The organism is Streptomyces sp. NPDC050564, assembly GCF_044457265.1.
Lineage (GTDB): Bacteria > Actinomycetota > Actinomycetes > Streptomycetales > Streptomycetaceae > Streptomyces.
Map to the genome: position 1 here is coordinate 448,401 of NZ_JBITGS010000001.1, position 21,349 is coordinate 469,749.

Genomic DNA, 21,349 nt, shown 5'->3' on the forward strand with positions numbered 1-21,349 from the left:
TGGCTGGTTGCGGCTGTTGTTTAACTCGCGAGTAACCATCGAGCAGAGATCAGAGTAGAGCGCGTCCGGCCGGTGCGTAAGAGGCGGCGGCCTGTCACTTCCTACAGAGAGCAACCCTACGCACGCGTACGGGCTCGCCGCGCCGAAGCGCGACGAGCCCGCATTGTGCCCGAGTTTCCGGGGGTAACAGACGACTGTTCCCGAGGAACAAGTGGCTACTTCTTGCCCTTGGCCGAGCCCCCGCTGTCGTCACTGGACAGCACGGCGATGAAGGCCTCTTGCGGAACCTCCACAGACCCCACCATCTTCATCCGCTTCTTGCCCTCCTTCTGCTTCTCCAGCAGCTTCCGCTTACGGGAGATGTCACCGCCGTAGCACTTGGCGAGGACGTCCTTGCGGATGGCGCGGATGGTCTCGCGGGCGATGACCCGGGAGCCGACGGCCGCCTGGATGGGCACCTCGAAGGCCTGCCGAGGGATGAGCTCGCGCAGCTTGGCGACGAGCCGCACACCGTACGCGTACGCCTGATCCTTGTGCGTGATCGCCGAGAAGGCGTCCACCTTGTCGCCGTGCAGCAGGATGTCGACCTTGACCAGGCTGGAGGTCTGCTCGCCGGTGGGCTCGTAGTCGAGCGAGGCGTAGCCGCGGGTCTTGGACTTCAGCTGATCGAAGAAGTCGAAGACAATCTCGGCGAGCGGCAGCGTGTAGCGGATCTCGACCCGGTCCTCGGACAGGTAGTCCATACCGAGCAGGGTGCCGCGCCGGGTCTGGCACAGCTCCATGATCGAGCCGATGAACTCGGAGGGCGCGAGGATCGTGGCGCGTACGACGGGCTCGTACACCTCGCTGATCTTCCCCTCCGGGAACTCGCTCGGGTTGGTGACCGTGTGCTCGGTCCCGTCCTCCATGACCACGCGGTACACGACGTTCGGCGCGGTGGCGATGAGATCGAGTCCGAACTCACGCTCCAGACGCTCACGAATGACGTCCAGGTGCAGCAGCCCCAGGAAGCCGACACGGAAACCGAAGCCGAGAGCGGCGGAGGTCTCCGGCTCATAGACGAGCGCGGCGTCGTTGAGCTGCAGCTTGTCGAGGGCGTCGCGCAGCTCGGGGTAGTCGGACCCGTCCAGCGGATACAGCCCGGAGAAGACCATGGGCTTGGGGTCCTTGTACCCGCCGAGCGCCTCGGTCGCGCCCTTCTGCAGGGTGGTGATGGTGTCACCGACCTTGGACTGGCGGACATCCTTCACGCCAGTGATCAGATATCCGACCTCGCCGACCCCGAGCCCGTCGGCCGGAAGCATTTCCGGCGAGTTGGTCCCGATCTCCAGGAGCTCGTGCGTGGCTCCCGTGGACATCATCCGGATCCGCTCACGCTTGTTGAGCTGCCCGTCGATGACTCGTACGTACGTCACGACACCGCGGTAGGAGTCGTAGACCGAGTCGAAGATCATCGCGCGGGCGGGGGCGTCCTGGACGCCGACCGGTGCGGGGATCTCGGCGACGACCTTGTCGAGCAGCGCCTCGACGCCCAGCCCGGTCTTGGCGGAGACCTTGAGAACGTCCTCGGGGTCGCACCCGATGAGGTTGGCGAGCTCCTCGGAGAACTTCTCCGGCTGGGCGGCCGGCAGATCGATCTTGTTGAGTACGGGGATGATCTTGAGGTCGTTCTCCATCGCCAGGTAGAGATTGGCGAGGGTCTGAGCCTCGATCCCCTGGGCGGCGTCAACGAGCAGGACCGTGCCCTCGCAGGCCGCCAGGGACCGCGACACCTCATACGTGAAGTCCACGTGCCCAGGGGTGTCGATCATGTTGAGGATGTGGGTGTTGCCCGGGTCCTCTGTCGGCGCCCAGGGCAGACGGACCGCCTGGGACTTGATCGTGATGCCACGCTCGCGCTCGATGTCCATGCGATCGAGGTACTGGGCACGCATCTGCCGCTGCTCGACCACCCCGGTCAGCTGGAGCATGCGGTCGGCGAGCGTGGACTTGCCGTGGTCGATGTGCGCGATGATGCAGAAATTGCGGATCAGAGCCGGGGCGGTACGGCTCGGCTCGGGCACATTGTTAGGGGTCGCGGGCACGCAGGGTCCTGTCTCTTGAGGCGCCTGTCGCCTCGGGTCGGATCGATACGTAGGCTCCATGGTCCCACGGGTGGGGAGCTGCGACCGTTTTGGGCCGCATGAGCTGGCGGCTTCGGGCCGCGGGAGCGGGCGGTCGACGACCGGTTTGGGCCGGTCGCACGACGGCTGGTAGCCTGGTTCGCTGTGTCTCATGCCCTCTCTGCAGGAGGCACACCCCAAGGAAATCAAAACGGCGAGTGAGACGTGCTGTCTCGCGCGCCTGAACCTGTAAAGGCTCATTTCGTGGCGAACATCAAGTCCCAGATCAAGCGGATCAAGACCAACGAGAAGGCCCGGCTGCGCAACAAGGCCGTCAAGTCTTCCCTGAAGACCGCGATCCGCAAGGCCCGCGAGGCCGCTGCCGCGGGTGACGTCGAGAAGGCCACCGAGTACACGCGCGCCGCGTCGCGCCAGCTCGACAAGGCTGTCTCGAAGGGCGTCATCCACAAGAACCAGGCCGCCAACAAGAAGTCGGCGCTTGCTTCGAAGGTCGCTTCCCTCAAGGGCTGAGTCGGCTGGGCCCTGCTGGGCTCACCCCTGACTTGACCACCGGAAAGGACCAAGCGGGCCTTCTCACCCGCTCCTGACCGGCACCCCCGGACCCGTGCGCGGCCTGCGCTCGCAAGCCTGGGGAACGTTCCATCCACCGTGAGGACACGTCGAGCCCTCTACCTCGACTCACGGACAGACATCGTGGTCGCCACGCCGCGTACAGTGCCCCCGGACCCACTTCGGGGGCATTGCTGTATCCAGCTTTGCCTGCCGTTGCATCCCATGCGCCACTGCAGGGGCTCTGGGGAGGCGGAGTCCTCCAGTGACGATGCTGGTGATCCCCCTGCTCGAGCGAAGCCGAGAGCTCAGGGATGGGTAGGGGCGGAGGGGGCGCAACCCCGCGGCCGACGCGACCGCCGGGCACCTAACCCCGACGGGACCGAGCCGCCCGAGCAATAACAACTACCGCCTTCTCCAGCGCGTACTCGGGGTCGTCCCCGCCACCCTTGACGCCGGCATCGGCCTCCGCGACGGCCCGCAACGCAACGGCCACCCCGTCAGGAGTCCACCCCCGCATCTGCTGCCGGACCCGATCAATCTTCCACGGCGGCATCCCGAGCTCACGCGCAAGGTCGGCAGGACGTCCCCCACGGGCGGAGGACAGCTTGCCGATGGCCCGCACCCCTTGCGCCAACGCACTCGTGATCATCACGGGGGCAACCCCGGTGGACAGAGACCACCGCAATGCCTCCAACGCCTCCGCGGCCCGCCCCTCCACAGCCCGATCAGCAACCGTGAAGCTCGATGCCTCGGCCCGCCCCGTGTAATACCGCCCGACGATGGCCTCGTCGATCGTCCCCTCGACATCGGCGGTCAGCTGAGACACCGCGGAAGCCAGCTCCCGCAGATCGCTCCCGATGGAATCGACGAGCGCCTGACAGGCCTCCGGCGTGGCAGACCTCCCCAGCGCCCGGAACTCCCCCCTGACAAACGCCAGCCGATCCGTCGGCTTCGTCATCTTGGGGCACGCCACCTCCCGCGCCCCCACTTTGCGCGCGGCATCGAGCAGTCCCTTGCCCTTGGCGGCACCCGCGTGCAGCAGCACAAGGGTGATCTCCTCGGCCGGCGCCTCCAGGTACGCCTTCACGTCCTTGATGGTGTCGGCCGACAGATCCTGCGCGTTGCGTACGACCACGACCTTGCGCTCGGAGAAGAGCGACGGACTCGTCAGCTCGGCAAGCGTGCCGGGCTGCAACTGGTCCGGGGTGAGGTCCCGTACATCCGTGTCGGCGTCGGCGGCCCTGGCGGCGGCCACCACCTCCTGCACGGCACGGTCGAGCAGGAGGTCCTCCTGGCCCACGGCAAGCGTGACGGGGGCGAGAGGGTCGTCATGTGCAGTCTTCCTGGCCATCATCGAAAGCATCCCATGCGCCACTGACAACGCGGACCGGTCGGGCCGCCCTCCCTCGGCGGAGCGCTACGGTTCCTCGCGCCAGCCGTCCCACTCCTCCGCGAACTCGTCCAGTTCCTTCGGGTCGAGCCGCTCCCCGGGGTCCGTCAGGACCACCAGCCACTGGGCGTCCTCGGCGTCGTCCTCACCGGCCAGCGCGTCCCGCACGAGCTGCGGCTCCTCATCGAGCCCGAACCGGTCACCGAGCGCCTCCGCCGCCTCTTCCGCGGCTCGCGGTCGGGCAGCACCAGCACATGTCTCACATCACTCACATGGACATTTTCCGATACGCCCAGCAGCCCCGACGACGGGGGCGGCCCTCACGACAGCCATGCCAGAACGCCAGGTCAGCCCGGGCCTCCCGCACCCGCCGCGCATCCCGCGCCTCCCACTCCTCCCGCAGTCGGTGCGCCTCCCGACGCCGACGCGCTTGTCGCGCCCTTGCCACTCCCGCCCGTCTCACTCCTCACTCCTCACTCCCGCGCCTCCTCACCTCCGGAACCTCGCTCAACTCGATCCCGAAGCGCTCCCGATACAGGGCCAGCACCTCCTCGTCCGTGACCAGTTCCGACACCTCCTTCGTCCCGTCGGCCGTCGTCACCGTGAAGCTCCGTCCGCTGAGCGTGATCCGCCCTCCGTCCTTCGTGACCCGCGAACAGACCAGCGACCGCCCGAAATGCGACACCGGCGACGTGCTGTGCCACCAGGCCCCCGTGACGAAGTCCCCCAGCACCCGCGGACGCACCTCCAGGCGGTACTGCACCTTGCCGTTCCGGATGACGTCGAGGTCCTCGCCCTCGCGCGAACCGCCGACACCGCGAACCCCCGCAGCATCCGGCCCCGACTCGACGACCCGGAACGTGCCGCCCGGATCCTCCTGTTCCCCCCTCTCCCCGAAGGCCAGCGGGTAGTGGCTGTGCGCCCCGAACCCGACGTCGGCCAGCCAGTCGCCCCCGTCCACCGTCCGCACCCGCAGCGCGAGATGGTCGTACGGAATCCCCAGCCGCCCCTCCTCGCCGTACACCCGCGCCGCGAGCAGCGTCACGTCGTAGCCCAGCGCCCCCAGCAACGCCCCGAACGCGCCGTTCAGTTCGTAGCAGAACCCACCCCTGCGAGCGCCCACCAGCTTGTCCATCAGGCTGTTCTCCTCCAGCACGATCTCCTCACCGAGGTGGATCGACAGGTTCTCGAACGGCACCGTCTGCAGATGGCGCAGTTGTAGGTCCCGGAGCACATCGGACGTGGGCCACGCGGGGTGCTGGACCCCGATCCGGCGGAGGTAGGCGTCGGCCTGTGCGGAATTCATGAGTTCAGTCTCTCGCCACACTCAACCCTCCACCCGTACCGACGACGGCCAGCGCCCCGTCCTCGTCCGTGCGCAGCACCACCGCACCTCCGGCCCGCAGCGCCGCTACGGTGCTCGGCGCGGGATGCCCGTAGGGGTTGTCCTTGCCGCACGAGATCAGCGCGAGCCGCGGAGACACCCTGCGTATGAGGTCCGGGTCCTGGTAGGCCGAGCCGTGATGGGCGACCTTGAGAACATCCACCGCTCCGAGCTCAGCGGCCGCCGGCGACCTCAACAGGGCTCGCTGGGCCGGGGGTTCGAGGTCACCGAGCAACAGCAGCCGCAGTCCGGCGGACCGTACGAGCAGGGCGACACTGGCGTCGTTCGGGCCGTCCGGCGTCGGGGCCGGGCTCGGGGGCGGCCACAACACCCGCCAGTCGAGGCTTCCCGTGCGCCGCCGCTCCCCCGCCACGGCCCGCGTCACGGGGATGTGCCGTGTTGCCGCCTCCCTTCGTACGAACTCGACCTGGTCCGGCGGCTCTTCGAAGCCGGTCGTCTCGATCGCGCCCACCGAACGCCCGCGCAGCACGCCGCGCAGCCCCGCGACGTGATCGGCGTGGAAGTGCGTCAGTACGACGAGCGGAATCCTGGTGATGCCGAGCGTGCTCAGGCAGCGGTCGACCAACACCGGATCGGGCCCCGCGTCCACCACCACCGCTGCGCCCTCGCCCGCCGAGAGCACCGTTGCGTCCCCCTGCCCCACGTCGCACATCGCGAACCGCCAGCCGGGCGGTGGCCACCCCGTGATCACCCTGGCGAGAGGCGGTGGCTGCACCACGACCAGCAGGAACAGCAGCACACAGACGCCGCTCAGCCACGGATGTCTCAGGAGCCGTCGCCCCACGAACACGACCACCGCGATGACGAGAGCGAGCAGCAGCGCCCCCGTCCAGCTGCCCGGCCAGTCCACTCCCCCTCCGGGCAGAGCCGCCCCGGCACGCGCGATGTCCGCGATCCACCGGGTGGGCCAACTCGCGCACCACGCCAGTGCCTTGGCGACGGGCATCGCCACTGCGGCCGTCGCCAGTGTCGCGAAGCCCAGGACCGTGGCCGGCGCGACCGCGATCTCCGCGAGCAGATTGCACGGCACCGCCACCAGGCTCACCCGAGCCGACAGGACGGCTACCACCGGCGCGCACAGGGCCTGCGCCGCGGCGGCAGCGGCGAGCGCCTCGGCCAGACGCGGCGGCACACGTCGCCTCTGGAGCGCCGCGCTCCACCGCGGGGCGAGGGTGAGCAGGGCGCCGGTCGCCAGGACGGAGAGCAGGAAGCCGTAACTACGGGCCAGCCACGGGTCGTACAGCACCAGCAGCAGGACGGCCGTGGCCAGCGCGGGGATCAACGATCTGCGGCGCCCGGTCGCGATGGCGAGCAGTGCGATCGATCCGCAGGCCGCGGCCCGCAGCACACTCGGATCCGGGCGACAGACGATCACGAACGCGAGCGTGAGCGCTCCGCCCAGCAGCGCGGTCGCCCGGAGCGGAACGCCGAGCCGCGGTGCGAGACCCCGCCGCTCGGCGCGCTGGGCCAGGCCCGGCGGTCCGATGAACAGGGCGAGCAGGATCGTGAAATTACCGCCGCTGACAGCCAGGAGATGCGTGAGATCGGTCGCCTTGAACACGTCGTCCAGCTCCGGCGTTACGCGCGTGGTGTCCCCGACGACCAGCCCGGGCAGCAGCGACCGCGCGTCCGTCTCCAACCCGTCCGTCGCCTTCCGCAGGCCTTCACGCAACCGGCCGGCGAACCGCTGCGACGCGGACGGCTCTCCCACCACCTCGGGTGGCGCGCCGCCCGACACTCGCAGAACGGCCGCGATGTCATCGCCGTCCGACAGGGCGGGCACGAGCCGCGCCGACACCCGAAGCCGCGTGGACGGCAGCAGCGACAGCCAGGGTGAACCCTCAGGGCCCCCGCCGGAGAGCTGAGGCGAACCCCTTGGCCAGCGCGCGTCGACGATCACCAGCACCGGCGCACGTGTCGCCACGGCCGTCCCGTCCGCTCGCGTCACCCGTCTGACCTCCGCGTCCAGCAGCACGGCCGTCGGAGCCATGTGATCCCCCTTGATCCGGGGCCGGGTGAGCCGCGGATCGGAGGCGATCTCCACCTCGGCCGTCACACGGGCGAACTGCCGCGCCAGGGAAGGAACGGGCCCCCGTCGCAGATCCGCCCCGTGCAGCCCCGCCGAGGCCGCGGCCGCGGCGACGCAGAGCAGCGCTGCGGCAACGGAGGCCCGACGCCACGAATCCGCCGCCTGTCCCCCGTGTCGCTTCGCACCGGGCGCCCCTCTCCGCCCTGTCACCAGCAGCACGCCGGCCACGACCAGCGAAACCGCGACCACGCCCGTGACCCAGCCGGGCGAGGCGCCCACCGTCGCAGCAGCCGTCACCCAGGCCGCCAGAGCGGGCGGCACGAGCCGCAGATCCGTCGGTCCTTCCTCTCGGGGATGCGAGGCCCCCAACCGCTTGCCCGAGGCGGCATGCACCGGGCGTCGGCTCGCGGCGCCGGGGATGCTTGGGCGGTTCGGCACGGCGCGCTCCGGCACGTCGGGATCGTCCGGCCCACCTGGCGTCTTCGTCTCCCCTGGTCCTCTTCCCGTCTTCGTCTCCCCCGGCCCTCTCGACGCCTTGGCCTCGCCGAGCTCTCTCGGCGCGTTCGTCTCCCCCGCCTGCTTTGCCTCCTCCGACTGCTTTGTCTCTTCCGGCACCTTGGCCGTTTCTGGCACCTCCGGCCCGGTCATGGCCGCACCAGATTCCGGAGATCGGAGAACCGGCGATCCCCGATTCCATTCACCTCGCGGAGCTCGTCGACCGAGCGGAAGCCGCCGTGCTGGGTGCGGTAGTCGATGATGTGCTGGGCCAGGACGGGGCCGACGCCCGGGAGACTGTCGAGCTGGTCCACTGTGGCCGTGTTGAGCGCGACCGGAGCGGAGGGTGCCGCGCCGGCAGCGGATCCCCCTGTGCCGACGGAGCCCGTCCCGCCTGCGCCCGGTCCCGCGACAGGCGCGGGAGCACCGACCACGATCTGTTCGCCGTCCATGAGGAGGCGCGCGCGGTTGAGACCATCGGTGTTCGTGCCGGGGCGGACCCCGCCCGCCGCGCGCAGCGCGTCCGCGACGCGGGAACCGGACGGCAACCGTTGGAGCCCAGGGCTGCGCACCTTGCCGCTGACGTCCACGACGATCGCGGTCCCCGCCGCGCCAACGGGGCTCGGTGCTCCGGCCGAGGCATCCGGTCCCGCGTCCGACGGCTCCCCCTGCCCGGCCCTTCCGCCGTATGGAGGCACCGCCCGCACCACCTCGGGGGCCCGGACCGACTGAGTTCTGCCGACCCAGAAGTGCTGCACCGCGAAGACCGCGGCGACGACCAGCAGCACGGTGAGTGCGGCCACGCTCTTGCGCTCAAGACCGCACCTCGACTGCAGCCACAGCGGCATCCGCTCCCGCACGGCAGGCCCCATCCGGTCCCGCCAGGCCACCCCCGACCCCGCCGTACTCGAAGCGACGTCAGCGTGCGCGTCCGTGTCCGTGGGCGTGTTTGTGTCCATGGGCGTGTTTGTGTCCGTGGGCGTATTTGTGTGCGCGTCCGTGGGCGTGTACGCGTCCACGTGGGTGTGCGTGTTCGCGTTCGCATTCGCGATAGGCGCCGCACCCCTGTCCGGTGCGTCCCGGTCCGCAGCCACGGCACCGCTGACCCGGGAGCCGCCAGAGCCCAGCAACCCGCGGGCCCAGGCCCCTTCAGAGCCCGGTGCCCCCGGCGCCCACGACTCTTCAGGATTCACCACGCCACGTGCCCGGGCGCGAGCAGAGCTCAAGCGCCCGTGGCCCCAGTCGCCACCAGGCCTCACCGTCCCATGTACGCCGGCGCCGTCAGTCCTCGGCCTCTCGCGTGCTCCGGCGCCATCAGGATGCAGGCCCCCACCCGCCGTTGACCTGCCGCGCCCCAAGGCCTCGCCGACCCTGTTCTCCGGTCCCCACACATCGGCAACGCCCAATCCCACCGCGGTGCTCGCGCGCGGCCCGTCTCCCACATCCCTGTCCGCCCCCGGCGGTCCGTTCCCCAACTCATGCCGTTCTCCGGCTCTTTGGGCGAAGAGTGCCTCCGCGCGCAGCCGGAGGGCCTCGGCCGATGCCTCGTGGCGTCGGGCCCGGCTGCGCGGGGAGCGGCGGCGATGGCGGATGCGGCCGTCGGAGACGGGGCCGCGACCCGGACCGCTGGTGGGCGTGGCTGTGCGTGAAGGTGATCGAAGTGCCATGCGACGAGGATCGGGCGCCTCGGCGCTTTCGCGATGATCTTGCTCAATTCCGGTGGGCTACCGCCCAATTGTGGATAACTCCGCCACCCACATGAGTGATGCGCGGGCTCACCGAGGCGAGACGACCGCCCCCAGCAGTCCGGGCCCTGTGTGCGCCCCAATCACCGCGCCGACCTCGCTGACATGCAGATCGGCCAGGCCAGGAACGCGCTCCCGCAACCGGTCCGCGAGAGCCGAGGCCCGATCCGGGGCGGCCAAGTGGTGGACGGCGATGTCGACCTGGGCGCCGCCGGCGCGCTCGGCCACGATCTCCTCCAGCCGGGCGATCGCCTTGGACGCCGTCCGTACCTTCTCGAGGAGTTCGATGCGGCCGTCGTCCAGCTGGAGCAGCGGCTTCACCGCGAGCGCGGAGCCCAGCAGCGCCTGCGCGGCCCCGATCCGGCCGCCGCGGCGCAGATAGTCGAGGGTGTCGACGTAGAAGTACGCGGAGGTGCCCGCGGCCCTCTTCTCCGCGGCCGTGACCGCTTCGTCGATCGTGCCGCCCGACTCCGCGGACTGGGCCGCGGACAGGGCGCAGAACCCGAGGGCCATCGCGACCATCCCGGTGTCCACCACCCGCACGGGCACCGGAGCCTCACGTGCCGCGAGTACCGCGGCGTCGTACGTGCCCGAGAACTCGGACGACAGATGGAGGGAGACAATGCCGGAGGCGCCGGACTCGGCAACCTTGCGGTAGGTCGCGGCGAAGAGCTCGGGGCTGGGCCTGGACGTCGTGACGGGCCGCCGCTTCTGCAGCGCCTGGGCCAGGGAGCGGGCCGAGATCTCGGTGCCCTCTTCGAGTGCCTGGTCACCGAGGACCACGGTCAGGGGCACCGCTGTGATGCCGTGACGCTCCATCGTCCGCGGCAGCAGGTAGGCCGTTGAATCGGTGACGATCGCGACATGGCGGGACATGAGCTGGAGGTTACCTGTCGGGGCGGGCGGGCGGCAGCCCGGCCCCTCCCACCTGCGACTGGAGCGGCCGGATCAAGTCGTGCTTTCGGGACGGGGCTTCTTCTGCCAGGGGTAGGCGGGGCGTCGGCCCGGAGGCGTGATGGCGGCGCGCGTCGGCTCCTCGGCCGTCCGGGACTCCGGGCTGTCCGGCCAGGTCTGCCCGCCGGAAGTGGCCGCGTCCGGCACCGGCGCCTCGGGCCAGGAAGCCGCCGGCTTCGGCTCGGTCGTCCAGTGCCGCAGTGCGCCGGCCTCCACGTCTATCTGGGCGCTCAGCGAGTCCAGGTCGTCGTCCGCGAAGCGGCGGGCCCGGTCGCGCGCGGCCCAGCGCAGCGAGTCCGCCGACTGCGTGATCCGCTCGGTGCGCTCGCGCAGTCCGGGCAGCCGCGAGGCGAGCGCGCCCCGGTCGGGCTCGGTCTCCAGGCGCTTGAGCTCGTCGTCCAGTTCGTGCCCGTGCACGCTGAGCCGCTCGAAGAGGCCCAGGGACTCCTTCAGCGACTCGTCCTCCGCCACGCCCGCGTGCAGCGCGTCCTGCGTGGCACGCATCGAGGTGCGCAGCTTCAGGCGGAGCTGGGCCAGCTCGCCCAGCGGGCCCGGCTGGGCAAGAGTCTTGGCGCGCAGCGTGGTGTCCTCGACCGTGCGTCGCGCCTGCGACATCGTGCGGTCCACACCGCGCTTGGCGGCACCCACCACCTTCACCGTGGCATACGCGCCCAGCACCACGAACAGCAGGAAGAGCAGGGCGATAACTGTGATCAAGGTTCCCACCACGCTCCTCCTCCAACCGGCCGCGACAGCTGCCGCCGCGCTCTTCAACGGTAAACGCTACGGGCAGGTTCGGAGTTCCAGAAGAACCCCGAACCTGCCCGTAGGGGACTACCCCGAGGCGGCCGCGCCCGGACAGACCGAGTCGGCCACGCCCGGACGGACGCGGCGGCCGAGCCGAAGCCCGCCCGCCACGCTCACCAGCCGAAACGACTATGCGGTAACGATGTTCACCAGCTTCGGCGCCCGCACGATCACCTTGCGGATCCCCGCGCCGCCCAGCGCCGCGACGACCTTCTCGTCGGCCAGCGCGACCTTCTCCAGTTCCTCGTCGGAGACCGACGGGGAGACCTCCAGGCGCGCCTTGACCTTGCCCTTGATCTGCACGACGCAGGTCACGGTCTCGTCCACGACGTACGCCGGGTCGGCGACCGGGAAGTCCTCGTGTACGACCGAGTCGGTGTGGCCCAGCTTGCGCCACAGTTCCTCGGCGATGTGCGGGGCCAGCGGCGCGATCAGCAGCACCAGAGCCTCGGCGACCGTCCGCGACACCCGACCGCTCGCCTTGGTCAGGTGGTTGTTCAGCTCGGTGACCTTGGCGATGGCGGTGTTGAACCGCATGCCCTCCAGGTCCTGGCGTACGCCGTCGATGGCCTTGTGCAGAGCACGCAGCGTCTCCTCGTCCGGCTCGGAATCGACGACCGTGACCTCACCGGTCGCCTCGTCGACGACGTTGCGCCACAGCCGCTGCAGCAGCCGGAACTGGCCCACCACCGCGCGCGTGTCCCACGGCCGGGACACGTCCAGGGGACCCATCGCCATCTCGTACAGGCGCAGCGTGTCCGCACCGTACTCGGCGCAGATCTCGTCCGGAGTGACCGCGTTCTTCAGGGACTTGCCCATCTTGCCCAGCAGCCGGGAGACCTTCTCGCCCTGGTAGTAGTACGCGCCGTCGCTCTCCTCCACCTCGGCGGCGGGCACCGCGATGCCACGGCTGTCGCGGTACACGTAGGCCTGGATCATGCCCTGGTTGAACAGCTTGTGGAACGGCTCGGCCGAGGAGACGTGCCCCAGGTCGAACAGGACCTTCGACCAGAAGCGCGCGTACAGCAGGTGCAGCACGGCGTGCTCGGCGCCGCCGACGTAGAGGTCGACGCCACCGTGCGGCTGGCCCTCGCGCGGGCCCATCCAGTACTGCTCGATGGCCGGGTCGACCAGCTTCCGGTCGTTGTGCGGGTCCAGGTAGCGCAGCTCGTACCAGCAGGAACCGGCCCAGTTGGGCATGGTGTTGGTCTCGCGGCGGTACTTCTGCGGACCACGGCCGTCGCCCAGGTCCAGGGTGACGTCGACCCAGTCCTCGTTGCGGGACAGCGGCGTCTCCGGAGACGTGTTCGCGTCGTCCGGGTCGAAGGTGCGGGGCGAGTAGTCCTCGACCTCCGGCAGCTCCAGGGGCAGCATCGACTCGGGCAGCGCGTGCGCGATGCCGTCCTCGTCGTAGACGATCGGGAAGGGCTCGCCCCAGTAGCGCTGGCGGCTGAACAGCCAGTCACGCAGCCGGAAGTTGACCGTGCCCTCGCCGATGCCCTTGCGCTCCAGCCACTCCGTGATGCGCGCCTTGGCGTCGACGACGCCCAGGCCGTCCAGGGAGACCTCGTCGCTGGAGGAGTTGACGATCTTCGCGTCGTACGAGGCGAAGGCGTCGTCCCAGGTCGACGCGTCCGTGCCGCGGTCGTCCGAGGGCTCCACGACGCACCGCATCGGCAGCTCGAAGGCGCGCGCGAACGCGAAGTCGCGGGTGTCGTGCGCCGGGACGGCCATGATCGCGCCGGTGCCGTAGCCCATCAGTACGTAGTCGGCGATGAAGACGGGGATCTGCTCGCCGTTGACCGGGTTGGTCGCGAACGCGCCGGTGAAGACACCGGTCTTGTCCTTGGCCTCGGCCTGGCGCTCCACGTCGGACTTCGAGGCGGCCTGCGCGCGATAGGCGGCGACGGCCTGGGCCGGGGTCGCGTGGCCGCCCGTCCAGACCTCGTGGGTGTTCTCGGGCCAGGCGGCCGGGGTGAACTTCTCGACCAGGGGGTGCTCGGGCGCCAGCACCATGTAGGTCGCCCCGAACAGGGTGTCCTGGCGCGTCGTGAAGACCGTGATCGCTTCGCCGTCGATAGGGAAGTCGACGCGGGCACCCTCGGAGCGGCCGATCCAGTTGCGCTGCTGCAGCTTGATGGCCTCGGGCCAGTCCAGCGCGTCCAGGTCGTCCAGCAGCCGGTCGGCGTACGCCGTGATCCTCATGTTCCACTGGCGCAGCTTGGCCTTGAAGACGGGGAAGTTGCCACGCTCGGAACGGCCGTCGGCGGTGACCTCCTCGTTGGCCAGTACGGTGCCCAGTCCGGGACACCAGTTGACGGGCGCGTCGGAGGCGTACGCCAGGCGGTATCCGCTCAGGACGTCGGCTCGCTCGGCGGCGCTCAGCTCGTTCCACGCGCGCGTGGTGCCGTCGATGGCCGGTACGGCACGCTCACCGCTCTCGAACTGGGCGACCAGCTCGGAGACCGGACGGGCCTTCTTGGCCTCGTCGTCGTACCAGGAGTTGAAGATCTGCAGGAAGATCCACTGGGTCCACTTGTAGTAGTCCGGGTCGATCGTGGCGAACGACCGGCGCTTGTCGTGGCCCAGGCCCAGCGCGCGCAGCTGGACCTTCATGTTCTCGATGTTGGCCTCGGTGGACACGCGCGGGTGCGTGCCCGTCTGCACGGCGTACTGCTCGGCGGGCAGGCCGAAGGCGTCGAAGCCCAGGGTGTGCAGGACGTTGTGGCCGGTCATCCGCTGGAATCGGGCGAATACATCGGTGGCGATGTAGCCCAGGGGGTGACCGACGTGCAGGCCCGCACCGGAGGGGTACGGGAACATGTCCATGATGAACTTCTTGGGCTTGGCGACCAGCCCGGGGTCCCCGGCCAGGTCACCGCTCGGGTTCGGCGCCTCGTACGTGCCCTCGGCGTCCCAGAAGTCCTGCCAGCGTGCCTCGATCTCAGCGGCCAGGGCGGCCGTGTAGCGGTGCGGCGCTGCCATCTCGGCGGTGGCAGCGGTAGTCGTCTCGCTCATGATCCTCAAAGCTCCATCGATCGTCTCTGCCAGCGGCTGCGACATTCAAGAAACGAAAAATCCCCTCGCACAGGAGGGGACGCCGCGCCGATTCCGGCCACGATTCTTCAGCGGTCGGGACTGATCAGCGCGGCTCGCTAAGCAGAAGGCGTACGGCACGCATGGCGTCAGGGTACCGCAGCCCCCGCGGGCGCCGCGACGAGCTTGCCGGGGACCGTTCGGCACGCCGTGCCACCCCTCCGAGCGCCGCACGATCACCAGTAAAGCTGAACAATATTCAAAAGTTACTTCGCGTAACGGACGCTAAGGGACAACACAAAGAGCTCATTGCCCTTTGGTAACAACGCAATAACTCAAACCTCGTACTCATCGGTATGGCTCGACCTAGAGTGCGGCTTCGGGACCGCTTCCCCGAACCGTTGGGAGTACCCCCCCCATGAACCCTCGTCGCAACAACAGCTCGCTACCCCGACCGGGCCGCTCGGCCTATGGGGCACTGACGGCTGCCGCCTTGTTGCTCATACCCATGGTCGTGCTGGTCGGAGGCGACGGCCTGCGCGACTTCCTCAACTTCGGCGCCGGCGTGCTGTCGCTGGTCGCCCTCACCTGCTCCGTGGTGTGGGGCCTCGTCGCCACCGACCGGCTGTTCCTCAACACGCGTCAGCGGCTGGTCGCCCAGGCCGTGCACAGGACGACCGCCGTCTCCTCGGTCGCCTTCCTCCTGCTGCACATCACGGTCAAGCTGGCCCTCGACCACACCACTCTGGTCGCCGCACTGATCCCCTTCGGGCTCGGCCTCACGGGCACCAACGGCCTCATCGGATTCGGCTCCCTGGCCGGCCTGCTCATGATCTTCACGGCCATCACCGGCGCGCTGCGCAGCGCTTTCGCGTCCCCCGCGCCGGTCGCGGCACGCTGGCGGGCCGTGCACATGCTGGCGTATCCGGCCTGGTGCTCCGCCCTGGTGCACGGCCTGTACGCGGGACGCCCCGCGAAGACGTACGTCACGGTGCTCTACAGCCTCTGCCTGGTCGCCGTGATGGGCGCCCTGGCACTTCGCTCGGCCTCCGGCCCGGTCAAGCGCAAGGTCGCCGACCGGATTCTGGCGATCATCGGGGAGAACAACAGCCCTGGCGCCCGCGCCCGCGAGGATCTGGAGGCATCCCGTGCCGCCGCCGCGGACTCCCCGCTGCCGGGCTTCGCCGCGCGCTCCGCCCAGGCTCAGTCCATGGGCGACTCGTTCGTGCCCCCGCAGCGCACCCAGTCCCCTTCGTCGCTGTACGAGGCCGCGCCCGACCCGGCAACCACGGGCAGCATGCCCGGCTTCGCGGCCGCCTACCGGGCGGTGTCCGGCGGGGCGTCAGGCGCAGACAGCTTCGGCGCCACCCCGACCGAGCGCTTCCAGATGCCGATGGACATGCAGCCCACCGAGTCGTTCCCGCGTGTCGACGGCAGCAGCACGTCCGGAAGCTGGCCCATCCCCTCCCCTCCCCCCGTCGGCGAGGCGCCTCAGTCGGCGTACGACCCGCTCAACGACACGGGGTACAACATCCCGGTCTATGACAATTCGGCCGCCAATGCCTACGGCACGAGTGATGTGTACGACACCGGTGAGACGAACCCCGCCTACGGCACGTACAACACCAACGACACGTACGACAGCGGTCCCACGACTGACGTACTGCCGGGCGCCTTCGACGCTCCTGGCTCCGGTGAACCATGGAACGCCCCTTCCGGAGGCTTTTAAGTGAACGAGGCCCTGCCCGACGTCCCGGAGGTCCGCGTCGTCGGGCTTCCGCAGCTCACGTCGGGCTTCGACCTGGTTGAACGACTGGATCTACCCATGCACCTCAAGGTGCACGGGCCGCTCGAACCCATGGGCGGTGAGCAGCTCGCGGGCCTCGCCGAGGCGATCTCTCTGAAGGGTCGCGGCGGGGCGGGCTTCCCCTTCGCCAAGAAGCTGCGCTCGGTAGCAGAGTCGGCCATCCAGAAGGGCATTCGCCCCGTGGTGGTCGTCAACGGAAGCGAGGACGAACCCGCCTGCCGCAAGGACACGGTGCTCATCAACCGTGCCCCGCACCTCATCCTGGACGGCGCCCTGCTGGCCGCGGAGGCCATGGGTGCTCGCACCCTGGTCATCGGAGTGACACGTGCGTCCACGCAGGCCTCGATGGAAGCCGCGCTGGCCGAGCGCGGGCTGAGCAACCGGCGCGGATCACCCCTACGCGCGCGCGTGCAGCGCAATCCGGTGCGCATGGTGACCGGAGCGGCCGCCTCACTGATCCGGTCCATCGACGGCGGCCCGGCGATCCCGCCCGGCCGCAAGATCAGCGCGTCGCAGAGCGGCGTCGGCGGCGCGCCCACGCTGCTGTCCAACGCCGAGACGTTCGCCCAGCTGGCCATCGCCGCGCGCATCGGCCCCGACCGCTACCGCAACACGGGCCTGTACGACGAGCCCGGCACCGTCATGCTCACCGTCTCCGGCGCGGTCGCCCGTCCCATGGTGATCGAGGTCCCGACCGGCGTGCCGCTGCGCTACGTGCTCCAGCTCGCCGGCGCCCCGCCCATGCCCCAGGGCGTACTCACCGGCGGATACCACGGCAAGTGGCTGGACGCGGCGGCGCTCAACGAGGCGATCGTCTCGCGCAACTCCCTGGACGCCGTGGGCGGCGCGCTCGGCGCGGGCGCGATCCTCCCGATCAGCCAGCAGACGTGCCCGCTGGGCGAGTCACTGCGCGTGGCGCAGTGGCTGGCCGAGGAGAGCGCCGGACAGTGCGGGCCCTGCTACCTGGGTCTGCCCGCCGCGGCGCGCGGCCTGGAGGACATCCTCAATGGCGGCGGCCCGGCGGCCCTGGAGGCCGTGAAGCAGGTCGCCAAGGCCGTGAAGCGGCGCGGCGCCTGCTCGCACCCGGACGGCTCGGCGATGTTCATCGAGTCGACCATCAAGGCGTTCACGGACGACCTGGCCGCGCACGTCCTCGGCAACGGCTGCGGAAGGCCCGTGGAGGGCGTTCTGCCGCTCTTCGAGGGCGGCCAGGCCCCTACAGGCATCCCGGGCGGCCAGGGGCAGCCGGAGGCCGGCCCCAGCCGTCAGAAGATCTACGTCGACTGGACGCTGTGCCGGGGTCACGGACTGTGCGCGGACATCCTTCCGGAGGTTTTCGAGCTGGGTGCCGACGGCTTCCCGACCGTCGCGCAGGCGCCGGTGCCCCGGTATGCGGAGGCGAAGGCCCTGCGTGCCGTGCGTCGCTGCCCGGCGCTCGCGCTGCGCATCGAGGAGGACACCCGGTCCTCCGCGCCGGCGCGCAACAACCTGCCGGTCCTCTCCCAGGGTCGCGGCCGCCGGGCGCTCGGCAGCGGCCGCTGAACACGAAGAAGCGGGCCACCCTGATCGGGTGGCCCGCTCTCAACGTCTGTGGAGCTAAGGAGAATTGAACTCCTGACCTCCTGCATGCCATGCAGGCGCTCTACCAACTGAGCTATAGCCCCTCGCGGCCACGCGGCGGAGCCGCATATTTGCCGTGTCGCCCGGTTTCCCCGGCGGCGACGCCAACATTACACGGTCCTCCGGGTGCACCACCAAATCGTTTCCGTCCCGCGCGGACAATACGGACATGCGGGATAGTGTCGGCCTTCGTGACCGTGATCGCGCTCCCTCGTGTCCGCCGCCGTGCGCCCGTCGCTCTGGGTGTATGCCTGCTGTCCTTCGCGGTCTTCTGGTGCGCTCAGCGGGCCGCACACGTGTCGATGATCGACCTGATGGTGTACCGCGCGGAGGGCGAGACCGTCCGCGCGGGTGGCGACCTCTACGCACTGCGCACGACCGAGGCCCATCTGCCCACCACCTACCCGCCGTTCGCGGCGCTCCTGTTCACACCGCTGACACTGCTGGACACGGCGGCCATGCGGACCCTGGCGACAGCCGGAAACCTGGCTCTTCTTGTGGTGTTCGTCTCCCTCTCACTGCGACTCGTCGGCCACACGCGCGTGGAGTACGTCTGGTGGGTCGCCGCGGCCGCCGTGTGGTGCGAGCCGGTGTGGACGACGCTGCGGTACGGCCAGATCAATCTGCTGCTCGCCGTGCTGGTGCTGTGGGACCTGTCACGACGTCCCGGGCACCGATGTGCCGGAGTGGGCATCGGGATCGCAGCGGCGATCAAGCTGACGCCCGCGCTCTTCGCGGTGTTTCTGCTGGTCACCGGTGTCGTGGAGCATACAAGGCGGGGGTCCGGTGGGCCGTGGTTGCGGCACGCGCGGGGGGCCGCAACCGCGTTCGCCGGGGCGACGCTGCTGGCGGCGGCCATCCTGCCGTACGACTCGTGGCGCTTTTGGACCCGCATGGTCTTCGCGGCGGGCCGGGTCGGGCTCGTCGAGGACACCGCGAACCAGTCGCTGCGCGGTGTCCTGGCCCGGCTGCTGCACACCACGGATCCCGGCGTCTGGTGGGGTGCGACGGCGGCCCTGGCGGGCGTCGGGGGCCTCGCGATCGCCGTGGCCGCCGAGCTGCGTGGGCGGCGCGCCTGGGGGGCGACCTCCTGCGCGGTGACAGCGCTGTTGGTGAGTCCGGTGTCGTGGTCGCATCACTGGGTGTGGTGCCTGCCGATGGTGCTGGTCCTCGCGATGACGCGGCGGACGGCTGCCGTCTGCACGGCCCTGGCCTTTTGCACGTACGCGCTGTGGTGGGTGCCGCACGGGCCGGGCAGACTCGAACTGCACCAAGATGGCTCCGAGTTGACGCTGTCCGCCCTCTACGTAGGGACCGGTTTCGCCTTCCTGGCCCTCATCGGGTTCAGGCTGTGGCGAACGAGTAGAACCGCTTGAGCGTGCAGTGCTCGTCGAGGAGCCGGCCATAGATCGGCTCGCCCTCGAGCTCGCGGTACGTCTCGATCGGGTCGCCTTTTATGATCAGCGCCCGCGCGCACTCCTCGCACCAGTACTGGTAGTCGTGGTTGACCGGTTCCATGTCGCGGACGATCGGCGTACCACTGCCGCACCAATCGCACTTCCGCCTGTGTGCACCCATCGATCAGCTCCAGCTGTGGCCGCAGGCCGTGCACACGTAGGAGATCCCACCGTTGTCACCGAGGACCTGGGCGACGTGGACCGATCCGCAGGAAGGGCAGTTGAGAAGAGTGGCTTTTTTCCGCGTCAGTGCCACTTCGAGGAGAATGTCGACCTCCTCGAGGATGCTCGCAGGCATCGCTTCTCCCTCCCGTCGGGCCGCGCCCCCTTCCGGCCGTTTGATTCTGCCACGGCCGGAGCAATACGGTCAGCGACGCCTTCGTACCAGTCCGGACACGGCACCCAACGTGGCCGTCGCGGCCAGCGCATATGTGCACGCGAGGAGCGCGTCCGCAGAGGTATACGCCCCGGGGGGCCCAAGTGACTCAAGCCGGTTCAGGAAGAGTGTGCCGAAGGCCGCGACACCGATCAGCTGACCGAGTTGGGTGACCGTCGCGAGCAGTCCGCTGGCGTCCGCCGCGTCCTCGGGCCGCACCGTGGCCAGAGCCCTGGTGAGCGTGGGGCTGAAGCCGAGCGCGAGCCCGGCACCGACACCCGCGAACGCCACATACAGCCACAGGCCCCCGTCGCCCCCGTCCTTCAGTACGCCACCGACCCCCGCAACCGAGACGGCCGCGAGCGCGAACCCGGTCGGTATCAGCCCGCGCTGCCAGGAAGCGGGCCAGTTCCGCCAGGTCAGGCCGACCAGACCGAAGACCGCCGCGGTGGGCGCGAAGGTGAGTCCCGCACGCAGCGCGCTGTAGCCGAGGCCGCCCTGGATGTGCAGGGTGAGTGCGAACAGAAAGCCCGCGTTGACCGCCATCACGGCCAGGAGCCGGAACACGGCGAGGCCGATGCCCGGGTGGCGCAGCACCCTCGGCGCGATCAGCGGCACCCCGCCGCGCCGGGCCAGCCGGGACTCGTACAGACAGAACAGGGCGAAGAACGCCGCGGCCGCTCCCAGTGACAGCCAGGACCACAGCGGCCACTCCTCCTCCTGCCCGAGCACGAGTGGCACGGTGAAGAGGGAGACGGCGGCGGCCAACAGCACGAGCCCGGGCAGGTCGAGGCCGCGCGAGCGCTCAAGGGCCGATACGTCGTCCCGCGGCAGCACACGGCTGCCGACGGCCAGGAGTACGACGCCCACGGGCACGTTGACCAGGAACACCGGCCGCCAGCCGGTGCCGAACAGGTCGGCGCTGACCAGAACGCCGCCCAACACCTGTCCGGCCGCGGCGCCGGTGGCGAGGACCGCCGCGTAGGCGCCGAGGGCGCGGGCCCGTGCCTCGCCGGTGATGTTGCGCTGGATCAGGCTGAGCACCTGCGGGATCATCACAGCTGATCCGGCGCCCTGGATCAGCCGGAAGGCGATCAACTCCCCTGTTCCCTGGGCGAGTCCGCAGGCCAGCGAGGCGGCGGTGAACAGCGCGAGCCCGGCCAGATGGACCCCTCGGTGGCCCAGCCGGTCGCCCAGTCGTGCTCCGGTGATCAGCAGCACGGCGTACGAGATGGAGTATCCGGCGACCACCAGCTGCAGTCCGGCGCCGGACGCGTGGAGTTCGGAACCGATCGTGGGCACCGCGACGTTCACGATGAAGACGTCGAGCAATGCCATGAACTGGGCCGCGAGCACGACCGCGAGCAGGCGTCCGGGCCGGTTGTCAGTGCCGGGGTCTTTACTGGTCTCAGGACTTGGATCGCGTGCGGGACCTGTTCCCGCGGGGGTTGTCGTCGTCATGCCGTCGAGCGTGACGGCGGCTGGATACGGGTAACGAGAGCCCGCCGATGCTGGTACTGACAGCACCTGGCAGCGGACGGGTTCGGCACGGA

General features: G+C 69.9%; 15 protein-coding genes, 1 tRNA gene and 1 pseudogene. 4 read left to right on the forward strand and 13 right to left on the reverse strand.

Annotated features, from left to right (window positions below; all coding sequences use genetic code 11):
- Positions 1-215 precede the first annotated feature (215 nt).
- Positions 216-2,084, reverse strand: a complete 1,869-nt coding sequence (gene lepA / locus ACIBK0_RS01990) for a translation elongation factor 4 (protein ID WP_399074549.1) — start codon at positions 2,082-2,084, stop codon at positions 216-218.
- 282 nt (positions 2,085-2,366) lie between these two features.
- Between lepA and rpsT the strand changes: the two genes are divergently transcribed.
- Positions 2,367-2,633 carry a 30S ribosomal protein S20 gene (gene rpsT, locus ACIBK0_RS01995; RefSeq protein WP_028802556.1) on the forward strand — a complete coding sequence of 89 codons (267 nt, stop codon included), beginning with the start codon at positions 2,367-2,369 and terminating at the stop codon, positions 2,631-2,633.
- 406 nt (positions 2,634-3,039) lie between these two features.
- Here rpsT and holA read toward each other — a convergent pair whose 3' ends face one another.
- The 8 genes and pseudogenes from holA to leuS form a co-directional block, all read right to left on the reverse strand.
- On the reverse strand, positions 3,040-4,026 hold the full coding sequence (gene holA / locus ACIBK0_RS02000; RefSeq protein ID WP_399074552.1) for a DNA polymerase III subunit delta: 987 nt from the start codon (positions 4,024-4,026) through the stop codon (positions 3,040-3,042).
- A gap of 66 nt (positions 4,027-4,092) precedes the next feature.
- Positions 4,093-4,337 (reverse strand): annotated as a pseudogene (locus ACIBK0_RS02005) (hypothetical protein).
- Positions 4,338-4,531: 194 nt separating this feature from the next.
- Positions 4,532-5,371, reverse strand: coding sequence for an arylamine N-acetyltransferase (locus ACIBK0_RS02010; RefSeq protein ID WP_399074554.1), 840 nt, complete (start codon positions 5,369-5,371; stop codon positions 4,532-4,534).
- Between the two features lie 4 nt (positions 5,372-5,375).
- Complete coding sequence (locus ACIBK0_RS02015; protein ID WP_399074556.1) at positions 5,376-7,937, reverse strand: ComEC/Rec2 family competence protein; 2,562 nt, start codon at positions 7,935-7,937, stop codon at positions 5,376-5,378.
- Between the two features lie 206 nt (positions 7,938-8,143).
- Positions 8,144-9,220, reverse strand: a complete 1,077-nt coding sequence (locus ACIBK0_RS02020; RefSeq protein ID WP_399074558.1) for a helix-hairpin-helix domain-containing protein — start codon at positions 9,218-9,220, stop codon at positions 8,144-8,146.
- A 549-nt stretch (positions 9,221-9,769) separates the two neighbouring features.
- Positions 9,770-10,615 (reverse strand): DegV family protein, encoded by an 846-nt coding sequence (locus ACIBK0_RS02025; RefSeq protein WP_399074560.1) that lies wholly within the window; start codon positions 10,613-10,615, stop codon positions 9,770-9,772.
- A gap of 72 nt (positions 10,616-10,687) precedes the next feature.
- Positions 10,688-11,410, reverse strand: coding sequence for a hypothetical protein (locus ACIBK0_RS02030; protein WP_399075116.1), 723 nt, complete (start codon positions 11,408-11,410; stop codon positions 10,688-10,690).
- A 219-nt stretch (positions 11,411-11,629) separates the two neighbouring features.
- Positions 11,630-14,518, reverse strand: coding sequence for a leucine--tRNA ligase (gene leuS, locus ACIBK0_RS02035; RefSeq protein ID WP_399074562.1), 2,889 nt, complete (start codon positions 14,516-14,518; stop codon positions 11,630-11,632).
- Between the two features lie 436 nt (positions 14,519-14,954).
- Here leuS and ACIBK0_RS02040 point away from each other — a divergent pair, with 436 nt between their 5' ends.
- Positions 14,955-16,265 carry a cytochrome b/b6 domain-containing protein gene (locus tag ACIBK0_RS02040; RefSeq protein WP_399074564.1) on the forward strand — a complete coding sequence of 437 codons (1,311 nt, stop codon included), beginning with the start codon at positions 14,955-14,957 and terminating at the stop codon, positions 16,263-16,265.
- Positions 16,266-17,885, forward strand: coding sequence for an NADH-ubiquinone oxidoreductase-F iron-sulfur binding region domain-containing protein (locus tag ACIBK0_RS02045; protein WP_399074566.1), 1,620 nt, complete (start codon positions 16,266-16,268; stop codon positions 17,883-17,885).
- A gap of 49 nt (positions 17,886-17,934) precedes the next feature.
- Here ACIBK0_RS02045 and ACIBK0_RS02050 read toward each other — a convergent pair.
- Positions 17,935-18,007, reverse strand: a tRNA-Ala gene (locus ACIBK0_RS02050).
- 147 nt (positions 18,008-18,154) lie between these two features.
- On the opposite strand from ACIBK0_RS02050, the gene ACIBK0_RS02055 reads away from it, so the two are divergent.
- The gene (locus ACIBK0_RS02055; RefSeq protein ID WP_399074568.1) at positions 18,155-19,339 is read left to right on the forward strand and encodes a glycosyltransferase 87 family protein; all 1,185 of its coding nucleotides are present in this window, start codon (positions 18,155-18,157) and stop codon (positions 19,337-19,339) included.
- Here the strand turns inward: ACIBK0_RS02055 and ACIBK0_RS02060 are convergent.
- The 3 genes from ACIBK0_RS02060 to ACIBK0_RS02070 all read right to left on the reverse strand — a co-directional run bounded on the left by ACIBK0_RS02060 (position 19,308) and on the right by ACIBK0_RS02070 (position 21,257).
- The gene (locus ACIBK0_RS02060; RefSeq protein WP_010986886.1) at positions 19,308-19,541 is read right to left on the reverse strand and encodes a hypothetical protein; all 234 of its coding nucleotides are present in this window, start codon (positions 19,539-19,541) and stop codon (positions 19,308-19,310) included. The genes ACIBK0_RS02055 and ACIBK0_RS02060 overlap by 32 nt on opposite strands.
- A gap of 3 nt (positions 19,542-19,544) precedes the next feature.
- Positions 19,545-19,718 (reverse strand): hypothetical protein, encoded by a 174-nt coding sequence (locus tag ACIBK0_RS02065; RefSeq protein WP_399074570.1) that lies wholly within the window; start codon positions 19,716-19,718, stop codon positions 19,545-19,547.
- A 69-nt stretch (positions 19,719-19,787) separates the two neighbouring features.
- On the reverse strand, positions 19,788-21,257 hold the full coding sequence (locus ACIBK0_RS02070) for an MFS transporter (RefSeq protein WP_399074572.1): 1,470 nt from the start codon (positions 21,255-21,257) through the stop codon (positions 19,788-19,790).
- Between the last annotated feature and the right edge of the window lie 92 nt (positions 21,258-21,349).

Coding starts and splice junctions, on each gene's coding strand:
- ACIBK0_RS02040 (WP_399074564.1), top strand. CDS start 14,955: ATGAACCCTCGTCGCAACAACAGCTCGCTACCCCGACCGGGCCGCTCG.
- holA (WP_399074552.1), bottom strand. CDS start 4,026: ATGGCCAGGAAGACTGCACATGACGACCCTCTCGCCCCCGTCACGCTT.
- ACIBK0_RS02010 (WP_399074554.1), bottom strand. CDS start 5,371: ATGAATTCCGCACAGGCCGACGCCTACCTCCGCCGGATCGGGGTCCAG.
- ACIBK0_RS02060 (WP_010986886.1), bottom strand. CDS start 19,541: ATGGGTGCACACAGGCGGAAGTGCGATTGGTGCGGCAGTGGTACGCCG.
- ACIBK0_RS02025 (WP_399074560.1), bottom strand. CDS start 10,615: ATGTCCCGCCATGTCGCGATCGTCACCGATTCAACGGCCTACCTGCTG.
- ACIBK0_RS02065 (WP_399074570.1), bottom strand. CDS start 19,718: ATGCCTGCGAGCATCCTCGAGGAGGTCGACATTCTCCTCGAAGTGGCA.
- leuS (WP_399074562.1), bottom strand. CDS start 14,518: ATGAGCGAGACGACTACCGCTGCCACCGCCGAGATGGCAGCGCCGCAC.
- ACIBK0_RS02070 (WP_399074572.1), bottom strand. CDS start 21,257: ATGACGACGACAACCCCCGCGGGAACAGGTCCCGCACGCGATCCAAGT.